Source organism: Synechococcus sp. BA-124 BA4, assembly GCF_034931165.1.
Genome location: NZ_JAYGIA010000059.1, coordinates 1 through 13,070, shown reverse-complemented (window position 1 = coordinate 13,070; position 13,070 = coordinate 1). Strand labels below are relative to the sequence as shown.

Genomic DNA, 13,070 nt, shown 5'->3' with positions numbered 1-13,070 from the left:
GCCCTGAGCTGGTGCTGGCCGTCAGCGGCCTTGGCCCCCGGGGGGCCCGGCGCTGGGGCCACAGCCTCGGTGCCCACCGGGCGGTCCTCCAGGGGGAAGGAGGTCTGGGCAGTCGGATGGCCAGGCAGCTGGCGCGGGCCTTCGGCGAAGGAGCCCGGCAGGTGCTGCTGATCGGCACCGACCTGCCCCTGCTGGAACGCGCGGATCTGGAGGCTGGCTTTTCGGCCCTGGCCGGCAGCGCGCTGGTGCTCGGTCCAGCCAGCGATGGGGGCTACTGGCTGATCGGGCTGAAAGGACACCGGCCCAGCCTGCTGAGCGGCATCCCCTGGGGCAGCGCCGATGTGCTCCACCGCACCCTGGAGCGTGCCGCTGCGGAGGGCCTGGAGACGGCCCTGCTGGCGCAGCGCAGCGATCTCGACCGTGCCCTGGACCTGGAGCCCTGGCTGGGGCGTGCCCTGGACCTGGAGCCCTGGCTGGGGTGAGAGGAACGGCTGCGCCATCTGCCGCCGGCGCCCCCCTGGCGGTGGTGATCCCTGCGCTGGACGAGGCGAAGCACCTGCCGGCCCTGCTGGCGGATCTGGCCACGGCTCCCGCTGGACTGATCGAGAGCTGCCTGGTGGTCGATGGGGGCAGCAGCGACGGCAGCCCCAGCCTCTCGGCGCTGGCGGGCGCGCGGGTGCTTCAGGTGCCGGGGGGAAGGGGTTGCCAGCTGGCCGCGGGAATTGCAGCCAGCGGTGCCCGCTGGCTGCTGTTGCTCCATGCCGACCTGCGCCTGGCGGCGGGATGGTGGGCGGCGGTGCAGCGGGCCATGGCCGCTCCTGAGGCCCCCTGGTGTTTCCGCCTGGGAATCGACGGTGCAGACCCTGCCCTGCGCCTGGTGGAGTGGGGGGTGAGGCTGCGCAGTGGCCCAGGTCAGCTGCCTTACGGCGACCAGGGGCTGCTGCTGCCGCGGCGTCTGCTGGAGCGGGCCGGCGGGCTGCGCGCTCTTCCCCTGATGGAAGACCTCGATCTGGTGCTGCGCCTGCGCCGGCTCGGTCCGATCCGTGACCTGGGGCTGCCGGTGCGCGTGGATGGACGGCGTTGGCGACGCCTGGGCGTCTGGGGCACGGCCTGGCGCAATGCCCGGCTCAGGAGCGCCTGGTACCGAGGCACCGATCCGGCGGTGCTGGCCGCGCGCTACTACCAGGTCTGAGCGAGCCGGCCGCGCCCGAATTGGTCAGGGCGAGTACCAGAAGGCGCAGCGCCGCTCGTGGGGTTCCAGCTCCCACCCCTGAGACTGATAGAACCCCACCACTTCGGGATCGGCGAACAGACTGACCCTGTCCACCTCCATCAGCCTGAGCTGCTCAAGCACATAGTCCATCAGTTGCCGGCCCAGACCGGCCCCCTGATAGAGGGGATGCACGGCCACATCCCAGACCGTGGCCTCCATCACCCCATCGCCGGTGCAGCGGGCGAAGCCGACCAGACGCGGCACCCGCGGATCATGACGCCAGAGGCCCACCCGCAGCAGGCTGTGCTGCAGGGCCTTGCGCACCCTGCGGATCGGACGACGGCTCCAGCCGACGGCATCACAGAGCTGCTCAAGCTCCACCAGATCGATCTCCCGCTCCAGGCTCAGCACCAGGTCCAGCTGGGGGTTCGGACTGGGGCAGCGGCGCCAGCCGGTGCCATAGATGCTGGTGAGGAGCGGGTCTGTGTCCAAACCAGACGGCCGGAGGCAACGCATTGGCACGATCCTGCCCGATCGTGGGCGTTCCAGGCCAGGCTGGAGACAGACCCCCTGAAGGGATTGGCTGCACGCCCCCAGGCCTTGGAACCCGACCAGCCAGGGGTGCTGCTGGTCTGCCTGCACGGCTGGATGCTCTCCGGCCGGCTGTGGGACCCGCTGAGCGCTGAGCTGCAGCACCGCTGGCGTCTGTGGTGCCCTGATCTGCCTGGCTTCGGAGCGGAACCGCGCCCGGCGGGCCTGCAGCCGACCCTGGCCAGCTACGGACGCTGGGTGAGCGAGGCCTGCCGCCGGATCGAGCCCGACTCGCCCGTGGTGCTGATGGGCCATTCCCTGGGGGGAAGCATCGCTCTGCATGCCGCAGGCTCCCTGGGGCCACGGCTGCGGGGGTTGATCCAGATCTCCGCTGGCGGCGGTGTGTATCAACCCCGGGCCTTTGCCCGGGTGCGGCGGGGGGGCTCCCTGTTCCTGCGCTTTCGCCCGGGCTGGCTGGCGGGGCTTCCGGGCACGGGGACGATCCGCAGCCCCCTGGTGGCGGACGCGCGCGCGGCACGGGGCCTGCTGGCCTGCAGCACGAACCGCGGCGCCGTCAGCCAGCTGCCTTCACTCACCGCCGCCCTGCGGGTGCCGAGCCTCTGGATCGTGGGCAGCCAGGATCAGGTGATGGCTCCCCGCTATGTGCGACATCTGGCCGGCTATGCAACAGACCACGAGCTGGCTCTGATCCCCGACTGCGGTCACCTGCCGATGAGGGAGTGCCCCCGCCAGCTGGCCGCCCTGATCGACGCCTGGCTGGAGAGGCTGCCCTGATCCCTAGAGACGGGCCAGACCCCGCTCCTGCAGGTCTGCCAGTTCTGCGTAGAGACCACCGGCCGCCCGCAGCTCCCGGTGGGTGCCCTGCTCGATCAGCCGGCCCCGGCGCAGCACCAGGATGCGATCGGCCGCTTCCACGGTGGCCAGGCGGTGGGCAATGACGATGGCGGTGCGGCCGGTGAGCAGCCGCTCCAGATCGCGTTGAAGGGTGGCCTCCGTGGAAGGGTCCATGAATGCGGTGGCCTCATCCATCACCAGCACCGAGGGGTCCCGCATCGCCACCCGAGCCACCGACAGCAGCTGACGCTCGCCGGAGGAGAGGTTCCCCCCCCGTTCACGCAGCTCCGTGGCCAGGCCGTCGGGCAGGCGACGCAGCAGCGGATCGAGGCCCAGCTCGGAGCAGATTCGCTCCAGATCGGCCTGGGGGATCGGAGCATCCAGGCGCAGGTTGTCCGCCACGTTGCCGCTGAACAGGAATGTGTCCTGAAGGACCACGCCCAGGCGCTGGCGCAGAGTGGCGCTGGGCAGCTCGCGGATGTCGATGCCATCGAGCAGGATCCTGCCGCTCTGAGGTTCGTACAGACGGCAGAGCAGGCGGATGATCGTGGTCTTGCCGGAGCCGGTGGGACCGACCAGGGCCACCTGCTCGCCCGGGGCGATGTGGAAGCTCAGGTCGGTGAGGATCGGGTCATCAGGGCGGTAGGCGAAGCTCACGTTCTCGAAGATCACCTCGCCGGCGCTGGCACGCAGCAGCCCGGAGCGCTGGGCGGCGCTGCTGCGCAGTCCGAGCTCGAGGTCGGAGATCTCGATTGGCTGCTCCATCAGCTCACCGATGCGCTGAACCGCCGTGAGCCCGCCCTGGATCTGGGTGAAGCGCTCCGCCAGCTGGCGCAGGGGATCGAACAGGCGCTGGGAAAAGAGGATGAAGGTGGTGAGGGTGCCGAGGCCGATGCTGCCGGCGATCACCATCCAGCCGCCGAGGGCGAGCACCACGGCCACGGCGGTGAGGGCCACCCATTCGATGAATGCCGACACGGCACTTTCATAGAAGATCGTGCCGGTGACGGCCCGGCGGTAGGCGCTGGTGGTGACGGCGAAGCGAGCACTGTTGGTGGCCTCGCGGCGGAACATCTGGACCACCTCCAGACCCTGAAGGTTCTCCTGCAGATCGGCGTTGAGCTGGCTGAGTTCCTCCCTCACGCGATAGTTGGCCCTGCGGTAACGGGCCTGCAGCCAGAGGATCGCCAGGGTGGCAGGAACCTGGCTCACCAGCAGCAGGGTTCCGAGACGAGGTTCGATGCTGACCATCGTCACGCCGATCACCAGCAGGGTGACCAGATCGGCCAGCACACCGACGGCGCCGCTGCCGAACACTTCGGCCAGGGCATCCACGTCGCTGGTCAGACGGGTCAGCAGCTTGCCCACCGGAGTGCGGTCGTGGAAGCGCAGCGACAGAGCCAGGGCATGGCGGAAGAGGTCGTCGCGGATGCGGGCCGTGAGCCGCTGGCCCACTGCTTGAACGCTGTAGGACTGTCCCCCCTGAAGGGCCAGGCGAAACAGCACCGCGCCGAAGAGGATCAGCACCAGCGTGCGCATCGCCTCCGACACGCTCTTCCCCGTCAGCCAGGCCGCGGTGGGTTCACCGCGCAGCACGGCGATCGCCTGGCCGATCAACAGCGGCTGGATCGCGGCGGCCAGGGCCACCGGGATCAGCAGCAGCACCACCAGGATGAGGCGGCGGCGGTCATGGCGGAGGTAGGGCAGCAGCCGACTGAGCCGCTGGCGGTCGAGAGCGGCCATCAGCGCAGGGGGAAGGCGGTGGCCGGCGCAGTGGCGGTGGCGACCCGGTCGATGATGGCCTGCAGTTCGCCGAGATCGAAGCGCAGGGCCAGGGGGTTGCCGATCAGGCGGGCGGTGCTGTGGAACAACTCATCCAGGGCCACAAGGCCGTTGTCGCGGAGCGTGCGGCCCGTGGCCACCAGGTCCACGATGGCCTCCGACATGCCGGTGATCGGTCCCAGCTCCACCGAGCCCGTGAGATGGATCAGCTCCACGGGCAGATCGAGCCCGGCGAAGAAGGTTTCGGCGCAGCGCACGAACTTGCTGGCCACCCGGCAATGGGCAGGAAGCTCTGCTGCCCGGCTGTAGCCACTGTTCTCCTTCACGGCCACGGCCATGCGGCAGCCGCCGAAGCCCAGATCCAGCAGCGGCGCCACCGGCAACTGGTGCTCGCGCAGCACGTCATCACCGACAACCCCCAGCTGGGCCTGGCCGTAGGCCACATAAACGGGTACGTCGCCGTTGCGCACCAGCAGAGCCCGGGCCCTGCCGCACGGGCTGGGCACCATCAGCTGGCGATTGTCGGCATCGAGCAGGGCGCTGAAATCAAGACCGGCGGCAGCGAAGCAGCGCACCGAATCCTTCAGCAGGGCCCCTTTGGCCAGAGCGACGGTGATCATGGACTTGCACCGCAACCTGGACTTTACCGATGGGCGCGAGCAAGAGTGAGGTAGAGCTGATCCCCGTGCTGCGCGACAACTACGTGGTCGTGCTCCACGACGGGGCGCAAGCGGTGGTGGTGGATCCGGGCGTGGCAGGGCCGGTGATCACCTGGCTGGAGCGGTGCGGTCTGGAGCTGGTGGCGGTTCTGCAGACCCATCACCACTGGGACCACATCGATGGGACCCCGGGGCTGCTGCGCCGATGGCCTGATGCAGCGGTGATGGCTGCAGGCGCCGACAGGGCACGGATCCCCTTCCAGACCCTGGCCCTGGAGGATGGCGACCGGCTGGAGCTTCTGGGGCGCCGTGTGCAGGTGCTGGCCGTGCCTGGGCACACCCGCTGGCACCTGGCCTTCTATCTGCCGCCGACGGAGGGCGGCCGGGGAGAGCTGTTCTGCGGTGACACCCTGTTCGCCGCCGGTTGTGGACGCCTGTTCGAAGGCAGCCCCGAGGAGATGCATCAGTCCCTGCAGCGGCTGGGAGCCCTGCCGGGAGACACCCGCGTGTGGTGCGCCCATGAGTACACCCTCTCGAACCTGCGCTGGGCGGCGGCGTCCTGTCCTGAGGCGGGGGAGGAGCGCCGGGCGATCCAGGAGCGCCTGGCGGAGGTGGAAGAACTGAGGCGCCTGCATCAGCCCACCATCCCCAGCACCATTGCTCGGGAGTGGTCCACGAATCTGATGCTCAGAGCCAGCGATGCCAACGAGTTCGCGAGCCGTCGCCGCAGCAAGGATCACTGGCAGGGTTGATCGGGCCGCTCCAGGGCAGTGGGCCTACGACGGCCTGAGGCTCTGACCCGTGGGGAAGAGCCTGGCGGTCTCGCCCGGCCGCAGCCAGGGACGACAGCGAAGGCCCAGTGGATAGTCGCGCTCCAGAGGCAGGCGAAAGCGGAGATCAACCGGAGCGGAGGAGCCCTGGGCATCGAGCCGCACCTGGTAGAGCCACTCGCGGCCGAGAAACTCCCGCGCCACCACCTCAGCGGGCCCGCCCGGGTCGACGCTCAGATCAAAGGCCGACGGACTCAGCAGCACCTGCCAGGGACCCTCGCCATCTCCGCCGGGAGCCACCGATCCACCCGGCTCAGGGCGCAGGGCACCGAGAGGCGTGAGCAGCTGGCCGCCGCTCCAGTGGGCCTCGAGCAGGTTTCCCTGCAGCACAAAGCGGCCCACGAAGGCCGTGGCGGGGGCCCGCACCATCTCGCGTGGACTGCTGCACTGGTGCAGGTGCCCCCCCTGCAGCACCGCCACCCGGTCGCAGATGGCCAGGGCCTCCTCAGGATCGTGGGTGACGATCAGGCCGCTGGCCTGGCAACGGCTGAGCACCCCAGGCAGCTCGGCCCGCAGCCTCAGCCGCACCTCCACATCCAGGTTGGAGAAGGGTTCATCCAGCAGGAGCAGCGTCGGCCCGGGGGCGAGGGCCCGCGCCAGGGCCAGGCGCTGACGCTGGCCGCCCGAGAGTTCATGGGGGTAGCGGCGTTCCAGACCTCTGAGCCCCAGCAGGTCCAGCAGCCAGGTGGCCCGGCCACGATCCTGACGTGGCTTGAGCCCGAAGCAGACATTGCTCCAGGCATCGAGATGGGGGAAGAGGGCGTAATCCTGGAAGACCATGCCCACGCCACGACGCTCCGGCGCCAGCCAGCCATTGGGACCGGCCACTTCCTGGCCATGGATCAGCACCCGGCCACGGGCCGGACGCTCGAAACCGGCGATGAGGCGCAGCAGGGTGGTCTTGCCGCAGCCCGAGGGGCCCAGCAGCCCCACCAGTTCCCCCTGATGAAGCTCCAGATTCACCCCCTGCAGGGTCCAGTTCCGTGAATCGTCGCGGTCACCGGCCCCGCGGGGACCAGGATAGCGATGCCAGACGTTCTCAAGCCGGACCGGATCAGGCCGCTCATCCAGCTGTGGCGAGATGATCAACGGCAGCGGGGCTGGGGTAGGTGGGGCGATGGAGCCTGATCCGTACACTCGGAACTTCATTTTCACCTGCCATGGGCATGGGAACTCCCGCCGAGGCAATCACCACGGCCGCCGCACCGGCGCCGGTGGGTCCCTACAACCAGGCGGTCAAGGCAGGGGGTCTGCTCTTCTGCTCCGGTCAGATCGCCCTGGATCCAGCCACTGGCGCTCTGGTGGGCGCCGGGGATGTGGAGGCCGAAACCAGGCAGGTGCTCACGAATCTGCAGGCGGTGCTGGCGGCGGCGGGCTGCACCGCCCGGCACGTGGTGCGTACCACGGTCTTCCTCACCGACCTGGCCGATTTCGCCCGGGTCAACGCCCTCTACGCCGAGGTCTTCTCGGCGGGGGTCCCGCCGGCCCGGGCCTGCGTCCAGGTGGCGGCGCTGCCGAAGGGGGCCCTCGTCGAGATCGACTGCATCGCCGTGACGGGCTGAGGGGTGGTGGTCAGCGGCCCAGCCGTCCCCCTTGCCCCTGGCATGTGAGCACGCATCCTTTGAGATCCGTGACTTGTGATGAAGGTGACAGTCAACAGCTGTCACAGCCGCCAACATGGTGAGGTTGTCGATGTGCGGGCCATGGCGTTCTCTTCCTTCCGTACCGTCTCTGCTGGCCAACAGACCAACGGGGCGCGGCTGTACCGGCTGGTCGATCAACGTTGCTGCCCTCACCCCGTTCTCGACGACCACTTCGATTCGATGGATGCCGCCTGGGATGCGGCCCAGGAGTGGTGGCAGCAGCACAGCAGCGGCCGTGAAGACCCGATCGGCATCGGCGTGGAAGTGAGCACCCCCGGTGGCGACTGGCGCACCCTGCGCTACCCGGGCAATCACTGCGGCATGAGGCCCTGATCCCGATCTGCTTCAGCGGTCCCATGAACCGAGCAGGCCTGGCAGCTCGGCGATCGACCTGATCAGTGCTGCGCCTTCCGGAAGGCGGTCCAGATCCCTGTCCTCGTATTTGCCGGTCTGCACCAGACAGCCGGCGATGCCCACGGCCATGGCCCCGGCCACATCGGCTTCCACGTCATCGCCCACCATCAGGCACTCGCCTGGCTCCAGACCCAGAGGCTGCAGCAGCTCCAGAAAAAAGGCCGGCGACGGCTTGCCCATCACAATCGGCTCCACCTGCGCGGCCCAGGCGATCGCCTGAACGAAGGCCCCGGCATCGAGGTACCACTCGCCACCCTCACGAAAGCAGCGGTTCATGCCGATGGCCAGCAGGGGACAGCCCTGGCGCACCAGGTGGAAGGCGGCATTGAGTGCCCCATAACTCAGGCCATCGCGGGCATCCCCGAGCACGACGCCCGTGGTGGCTGGTTCCAGGTCATCGTCAGCCTGCAGATCCCGGAACAGGGGAGCGATGGCCGGGTGCACCAGGCAGTGGGCACGCAGACCGTGCCGTTCCAGATAGGCACGGGCCGCCATCGGCGCCGCGAACAACTCGCCGCCGGCGGACTCCAGACCCATCCGCTCCAGATTCCGCTGGAGCGCATCCCGTGAGCGGCAGGCGGTATTGGTGAGGAAGCGCAGCCGGTAGCCCTGCTGGCGCAGCCAGTCAACGGCTTGCTGCGCTCCCGGACAGGCGCTGCCGTCCTGGAAGAGGACACCATTGAGATCGAGCAACAGAGCCTTGATCACGGTTGACCGGGGTGACCGTTGTTGGTTTCAAGTCTGCCGCCTGTCACCAGCTGCCGCTGCCCACGTAGCGTCAGGCCAGGAAGGCCCTGAGCGCGAGCTGCCGCCGATGCGCCTGCTTCACACCTCCGACTGGCATCTGGGGCGCAGTTTCCACGGGGCCTCGCTGCTCCAGGAGCAGGCGGCGGCGCTCTCGCGGATCGTCGAGCTGGCCAGGGATGGGGCGGTCGATGCGGTCCTGATCGCCGGTGACCTCTACGACCGGGCGATCCCACCGGCGGAGGCGGTGCAACTGTTCAACGACACCCTGGCCCAGCTGCGCCACTGCGGTGCCGCGGTGGTGGCGATCGCCGGCAACCACGATTCCCATGTGCGGGTGTCGGTGTACGACCCGCTGCTGGCCTCCTTCGGAGTGACGATCCGGGGTGACGTTCGCCGGGCCCACGAGCCTGTGCTGGTGAGTTCGAGGCTGGGGGGTTCGCCGGTGGCGATCTACCCCCTCCCCTACCTGGAGCCGGCCGTGGATGGCCCTGGCCTGGCCAGGGCCCTGGAGCAGGAAACGGAGGTGGTGCCACCGACCCGCCTGCGCCACGATGAGGTGACCCGACTGGCACTGGAGCGGATCCGGCGGGATCTTCAGCAGCGGCCGCATCACCGCTCGGTGCTGGTGGCCCACACCTTCGTGGCCGGTGGGGAGAGCTCCGAATCGGAGCGAGAGCTCACGGTCGGCAACGTCGATCGGGTGAGTGTGGAGGCCTTCGCCGGTTTCGACTACGTGGCCCTTGGCCACCTGCACGGCTCTCAGCAGCTTGATGGCCCTCGGATGGCCTACTCCGGCACCCCCCTGCCCTATTCATTTTCCGAGCAGCACCACACCAAGTCGGTACGGATCGTGGAGCTCAACGCCGCGGGCCAGCTGACGGTGGAGATCGAGCCCCTGGAGGTGGGGCGATCGCTGGCCACGATCGAGGGAAGCCTCGAGCAGCTCTGTCGTGATGCCCAGTTCGAGGCGGCTGTTGAGGCGAAGGTGCGGGTGATCCTCACCGACGAGGTGCTGCCTCTCCAGGCCATGGCCCGTCTGCGCCAGCGCTTCCCCCACGTGGCCGAACTGCGCCATCGTCCTCCTGAGCTGCTGCGCTCCTCGGCCAGCGAACGCAACCGGCAGGTGCACCGGTCCGTCTCGCCGTTCGATCTCACGTCGGCCTTCTTCGCCGATCAGCAGGGACGCAGCACCACCGAGGCCGAGGCCGACCTCCTGCGGCAGGCGCTCGAGGCAGCCGCCAGGGGAGGCGAGGGGTGAAACCCCACCTGCTCAGGATCGAGGCCTTCGGGCCCTATGCCGAGCCGGTCGAGATCAGCTTCGATGCGCTCAGCCAGGAGGGCCTGTTCCTGATCCACGGCAGCACCGGGGCCGGCAAGACCTACCTGCTGGATGCCCTCTGCTTCGCGCTCTATGGCGAGGTGTCGGGAGACCGCAGCGTGAAGGCGCTGAAATCCGATCACGCCGAGCCCTCGGCCGTGCCGCGGGTGAGTCTGGACTTCTCCAGTGGCGGAGCCCGCTACCGCGTGGAGCGATCACCCGCCCATTGCGCCCCCAAGTCCCGGGGGGAGGGAACCACCGAGAAGGCACCTCAGGCGGTCCTGTTCCGGCTGATCGGAGCTGAGTGGGTGCCGATCGCGAGCCGCACGACGGAGGTCACCCGCGAGGTGCAGGGCCTTGTGGGCCTCGATGCCGCCCAGTTCCGTCAGGTGATCCTGCTGCCCCAGGGCAAGTTCGCGGAGGTGCTGAGGGCCAGGGCCGACGAGCGGGAGGCACTGCTGAAAACCCTTTTCGACACCGTCATCTACGAGCGGGCGGCCAGCTGGCTGGAGGAGCGCGCCAAGGTCGCCCGCATCCATGTGGCGGAGCAGAACCGGGACCTGGAGGTGCTGCGCCACCAGGCCGCCCATGAATGGAGCCCCTATGCCCCGGAACCCATGGAGGCGCCCAACGATCAGGAGGGCCTCGACCGGCTGGTGGAGCAGATCGCTGCGGTGGTGGCAGGTACCCAGAGCAACCTGAAGCAGGCCGTCGCAGCCCTTGAATCCGCTCAGACGGCCAAGGCAGCGGTCGAGAAACTGGCCGACCGCTGGGATCGGCGCAGGGCAGCGCTCACGCGGCTCACGGAACTGGAGGCGAAACAGGAGGCGGTGGCCGACTTCCGCCAACGGCTGAGCAGGGCGGAGCGGGCCGAAGCCCTGCGCCCCAGCGTGGACGCCGAGCAGGCGGCCCGTGCCGCTCTGGCCACTCTTGAGGCCGGGATCAGGGCCGAGCTCCTGAGCGCGATCCGGGCCAGGGACGCCGCCCTGGCTCTGCCGGTGTCGCTGGTCCTCCTCGATCTGCTGGCTCTCCCCAGCCTTGAGGACCTGGGCAGGGCACGCGCCGATCTGGCCGCCCGACGAGCGGAAGTCACGGCCCTGGCCAGCCAGGCCGTGGAGGCGAACCAGGCGAGGATCAGGGCGGCCTCCGCCGCTGCACTGGCTCGTGCTGCGGACGTGCGGCTGAGTCAGAACAGCTCAGCCAGGGAGAGCCTTCAGCAATCCCGGCAGGCAGCCATCAAGGCCTTCAGCAAAGCCTGCTCGGCCCGTGACCAGCTCGACGGGCTGCAGCGGGCAGCGCAGGACTCCCGCGATCGCGCCCGGGCCGTGGCAGCCGTCGCCCCTGCCCTGAAGCAGGAAGCCGATTCCACAACGGCCAAGGCGAGGGCCGATGGACGGCTCAAACAGGCGCAGGCGGCCCTGCACGATCTCCGGCATCGTCAGATCGCCGGAATGGCAGCTCGCCTTGCCGGGAGCCTTGAGGCCGAAGTTCCCTGTCCGGTCTGCGGTTCGCCGCACCACCCGGCACCTGCCCAGCCCTCACACGACGCTGTCAGCGATGAGGCGATCACGGCAGCGGAGGGCGAGCTGACCGCAGCCACCACGGCGGCCGAACAGGCTGCGGTGGCTCTGGAGAAGGCGCAGGGGGAGCGCAAGGCGGTGCTCGAGAAAGCCGGTGCTGCCGCCAGGGATCCGATGGCGGCGGAAACAGCTGCCCGGCAGGCCTGCGAAGCTCTTGCCACAGGGCAGGCCCTGGCAGAGACGGTGGCCAGCCTGGAGCAGGAGATCGCCCGTCACGAGCGGGATCTCGAGGCACTCCAGGCAAGTATTCAGTCGGCCAGTACGGAGCTGGCGATGCAGACCAGGGCCGCCGCGGACGAGACCCGGAGGGCGAACACACTCACCACCGCCATCGCCAGGGAGCTGGGCGAGGGCGTTGAGCCGCAACAGGCGCTGACGACCTTCGAGCCCCTGGAGGAGGCGCTCGATGCCCTGGCGGATCGCTGCCAGGCCAGCGCCAGTGCCGTGACCAGGCTGGAACAGGCCTCAGGCCGCCTGGCGAGGGACCTGGCCGGGTCGGAGTTCGCCGATGGTCAGTCCGTGATGGCCGCCCTCAAGCCGGAGAGCGTCCGTCAGCACTGGGCGGATCGGATCAAGGCCTTCGAGACGGAGGTGATCGAGCTGAAAGGACTTCTGGCATCAGCGGACCTGGCCGACCTGCCCCAGGAACGCCCCGACACCACGGCTGCCCTGGTGGCGGTTCACGCCGCCGATGCCGCCCGCACATCAGCCGTGGAGCGCAACAGCGAAGCCCGAGGAGCACAGGTGGAGATCGTGCGACTCACGTCCGAGCACAGGAACGGAGCCGGCAACCTGGCGGCCCTGCGGGAGCAGGCGCAGCTGTTCAGTGCCGTGGCCGATCGCTGCTCGGGCAAGGCGGCACCCTTCATCTCCCTCCAGCGCTGGGTGCTCTCGGCCTATCTGGCCGACATCTGCCGCTACGCCAACCAGCGGCTGGAGCTGATGACTTCAGGCCGCTACCAGCTGCGGCTCACCGATGAGGGCGGGCGAGGCGGCCGTCAGGCGGGATTGGGCCTGCGGGTGCTCGATGCCTACACCGGCGAAGAGAGGGAGGTGAACAGCCTTTCGGGCGGTGAAACGTTCCAGGCCTCCCTGGCTCTGGCCCTTGGCGTGGCCGACACGGTCGAGGCCCATTCTGGCGGTGTTCACCTCGAGGCGCTGTTCATCGACGAGGGCTTCGGTACCCTCGATCCCGACAACCTCCAGCTGGCGATGGACGAACTCGACCGGTTGCGGGCTGGCGGCCGCATGGTCGGCATCATCAGCCACGTGGGAGCCCTCAGGGAGCGCATCCGCTACGGCATCGAGGTGCTCTCCAGTGATCAGGGCTCGCGGGTGCAGGTAGGAACGAACACCCTGGCCTGACCCAGCAGCGGCGTCCCAGCAAGTGGTGTAACTCAGGAGGATCAGCCCCGGCGTAGCCGGGGCTGACGGCTCACCTCCCTCAGATTTCAGCTGTGGCAATGGGTGGGCCGGTCTGTGACCCTGTTCGGAGAAC

13 protein-coding genes are annotated in these 13,070 nt (G+C 69.2%); 8 read left to right on the top strand and 5 right to left on the bottom strand.

From position 1 onward, the window contains the following. On the top strand, positions 1–482 hold a 482-nt coding region (locus tag VB734_RS06680), incomplete at its 5' end, for a TIGR04282 family arsenosugar biosynthesis glycosyltransferase (RefSeq protein WP_323243182.1). Continuing rightward, on the top strand, positions 479–1,192 hold the full coding sequence (locus VB734_RS06675) for a TIGR04283 family arsenosugar biosynthesis glycosyltransferase (protein ID WP_197164199.1): 714 nt from the start codon (positions 479–481) through the stop codon (positions 1,190–1,192). The genes VB734_RS06680 and VB734_RS06675, both read left to right, overlap by 4 nt. Positions 1,193–1,216: 24 nt before the next feature. On the opposite strand, the gene VB734_RS06670 is transcribed toward VB734_RS06675, so the two are convergent. Continuing rightward, the gene (locus VB734_RS06670) at positions 1,217–1,705 is read right to left on the bottom strand and encodes a GNAT family N-acetyltransferase (RefSeq protein ID WP_197164190.1); all 489 of its coding nucleotides are present in this window, start codon (positions 1,703–1,705) and stop codon (positions 1,217–1,219) included. An 87-nt stretch (positions 1,706–1,792) separates the two neighbouring features. Here VB734_RS06670 and VB734_RS06665 point away from each other — a divergent pair, with 87 nt between their 5' ends. Then, on the top strand, positions 1,793–2,539 hold the full coding sequence (locus tag VB734_RS06665; RefSeq protein ID WP_231594729.1) for an alpha/beta fold hydrolase: 747 nt from the start codon (positions 1,793–1,795) through the stop codon (positions 2,537–2,539). Positions 2,540–2,542: 3 nt separating this feature from the next. Here VB734_RS06665 and VB734_RS06660 read toward each other — a convergent pair whose 3' ends face one another. Further along, positions 2,543–4,342: an ABC transporter ATP-binding protein gene (locus tag VB734_RS06660; RefSeq protein WP_322781436.1), complete on the bottom strand. Its 1,800-nt coding sequence runs from the start codon at positions 4,340–4,342 to the stop codon at positions 2,543–2,545. Next, positions 4,342–5,001 (bottom strand): ATP phosphoribosyltransferase, encoded by a 660-nt coding sequence (gene hisG / locus VB734_RS06655; protein WP_197164186.1) that lies wholly within the window; start codon positions 4,999–5,001, stop codon positions 4,342–4,344. The genes VB734_RS06660 and hisG overlap by 1 nt, the downstream gene beginning before the upstream one ends. A gap of 29 nt (positions 5,002–5,030) precedes the next feature. Between hisG and gloB the strand changes: the two genes are divergently transcribed. Then, positions 5,031–5,792 (top strand): hydroxyacylglutathione hydrolase, encoded by a 762-nt coding sequence (gloB, locus tag VB734_RS06650; RefSeq protein WP_197164179.1) that lies wholly within the window; start codon positions 5,031–5,033, stop codon positions 5,790–5,792. A gap of 24 nt (positions 5,793–5,816) precedes the next feature. Here gloB and VB734_RS06645 read toward each other — a convergent pair whose 3' ends face one another. Next, positions 5,817–6,959, bottom strand: a complete 1,143-nt coding sequence (locus VB734_RS06645; protein WP_197167584.1) for an ABC transporter ATP-binding protein — start codon at positions 6,957–6,959, stop codon at positions 5,817–5,819. Positions 6,960–7,030: 71 nt separating this feature from the next. On the opposite strand from VB734_RS06645, the gene VB734_RS06640 reads away from it, so the two are divergent. Both VB734_RS06640 and VB734_RS06635 read left to right on the top strand, forming a co-directional pair. After that, a complete protein-coding gene (locus VB734_RS06640) occupies positions 7,031–7,432 on the top strand; it encodes a Rid family detoxifying hydrolase (protein ID WP_370594560.1) in 402 nt (133 codons plus the stop codon). Between the two features lie 141 nt (positions 7,433–7,573). Continuing rightward, on the top strand, positions 7,574–7,846 hold the full coding sequence (locus VB734_RS06635) for a hypothetical protein (RefSeq protein ID WP_197164167.1): 273 nt from the start codon (positions 7,574–7,576) through the stop codon (positions 7,844–7,846). 12 nt (positions 7,847–7,858) lie between these two features. On the opposite strand, the gene VB734_RS06630 is transcribed toward VB734_RS06635, so the two are convergent. Beyond that, positions 7,859–8,635, bottom strand: a complete 777-nt coding sequence (locus tag VB734_RS06630) for a TIGR01458 family HAD-type hydrolase (protein WP_197164165.1) — start codon at positions 8,633–8,635, stop codon at positions 7,859–7,861. Between the two features lie 106 nt (positions 8,636–8,741). On the opposite strand from VB734_RS06630, the gene VB734_RS06625 reads away from it, so the two are divergent. Both VB734_RS06625 and VB734_RS06620 read left to right on the top strand, forming a co-directional pair. Next, positions 8,742–9,932: an exonuclease SbcCD subunit D gene (locus VB734_RS06625; protein WP_197164163.1), complete on the top strand. Its 1,191-nt coding sequence runs from the start codon at positions 8,742–8,744 to the stop codon at positions 9,930–9,932. Further along, positions 9,929–12,937, top strand: a complete 3,009-nt coding sequence (locus VB734_RS06620) for an AAA family ATPase (RefSeq protein WP_197164161.1) — start codon at positions 9,929–9,931, stop codon at positions 12,935–12,937. The genes VB734_RS06625 and VB734_RS06620 overlap by 4 nt, the downstream gene beginning before the upstream one ends. The last annotated feature ends 133 nt before the right edge of the window (positions 12,938–13,070 follow it).

Bases quoted from the DNA above. Each gene is read 5' to 3' on its own strand.
- hisG (WP_197164186.1), bottom strand. From the start codon at position 5,001: ATGATCACCGTCGCTCTGGCCAAAGGGGCCCTGCTGAAGGATTCGGTG.
- VB734_RS06660 (WP_322781436.1), bottom strand. From the start codon at position 4,342: ATGGCCGCTCTCGACCGCCAGCGGCTCAGTCGGCTGCTGCCCTACCTC.
- gloB (WP_197164179.1), top strand. From the start codon at position 5,031: ATGGGCGCGAGCAAGAGTGAGGTAGAGCTGATCCCCGTGCTGCGCGAC.
- VB734_RS06635 (WP_197164167.1), top strand. From the start codon at position 7,574: ATGGCGTTCTCTTCCTTCCGTACCGTCTCTGCTGGCCAACAGACCAAC.
- VB734_RS06640 (WP_370594560.1), top strand. From the start codon at position 7,031: ATGGGCATGGGAACTCCCGCCGAGGCAATCACCACGGCCGCCGCACCG.
- VB734_RS06625 (WP_197164163.1), top strand. From the start codon at position 8,742: ATGCGCCTGCTTCACACCTCCGACTGGCATCTGGGGCGCAGTTTCCAC.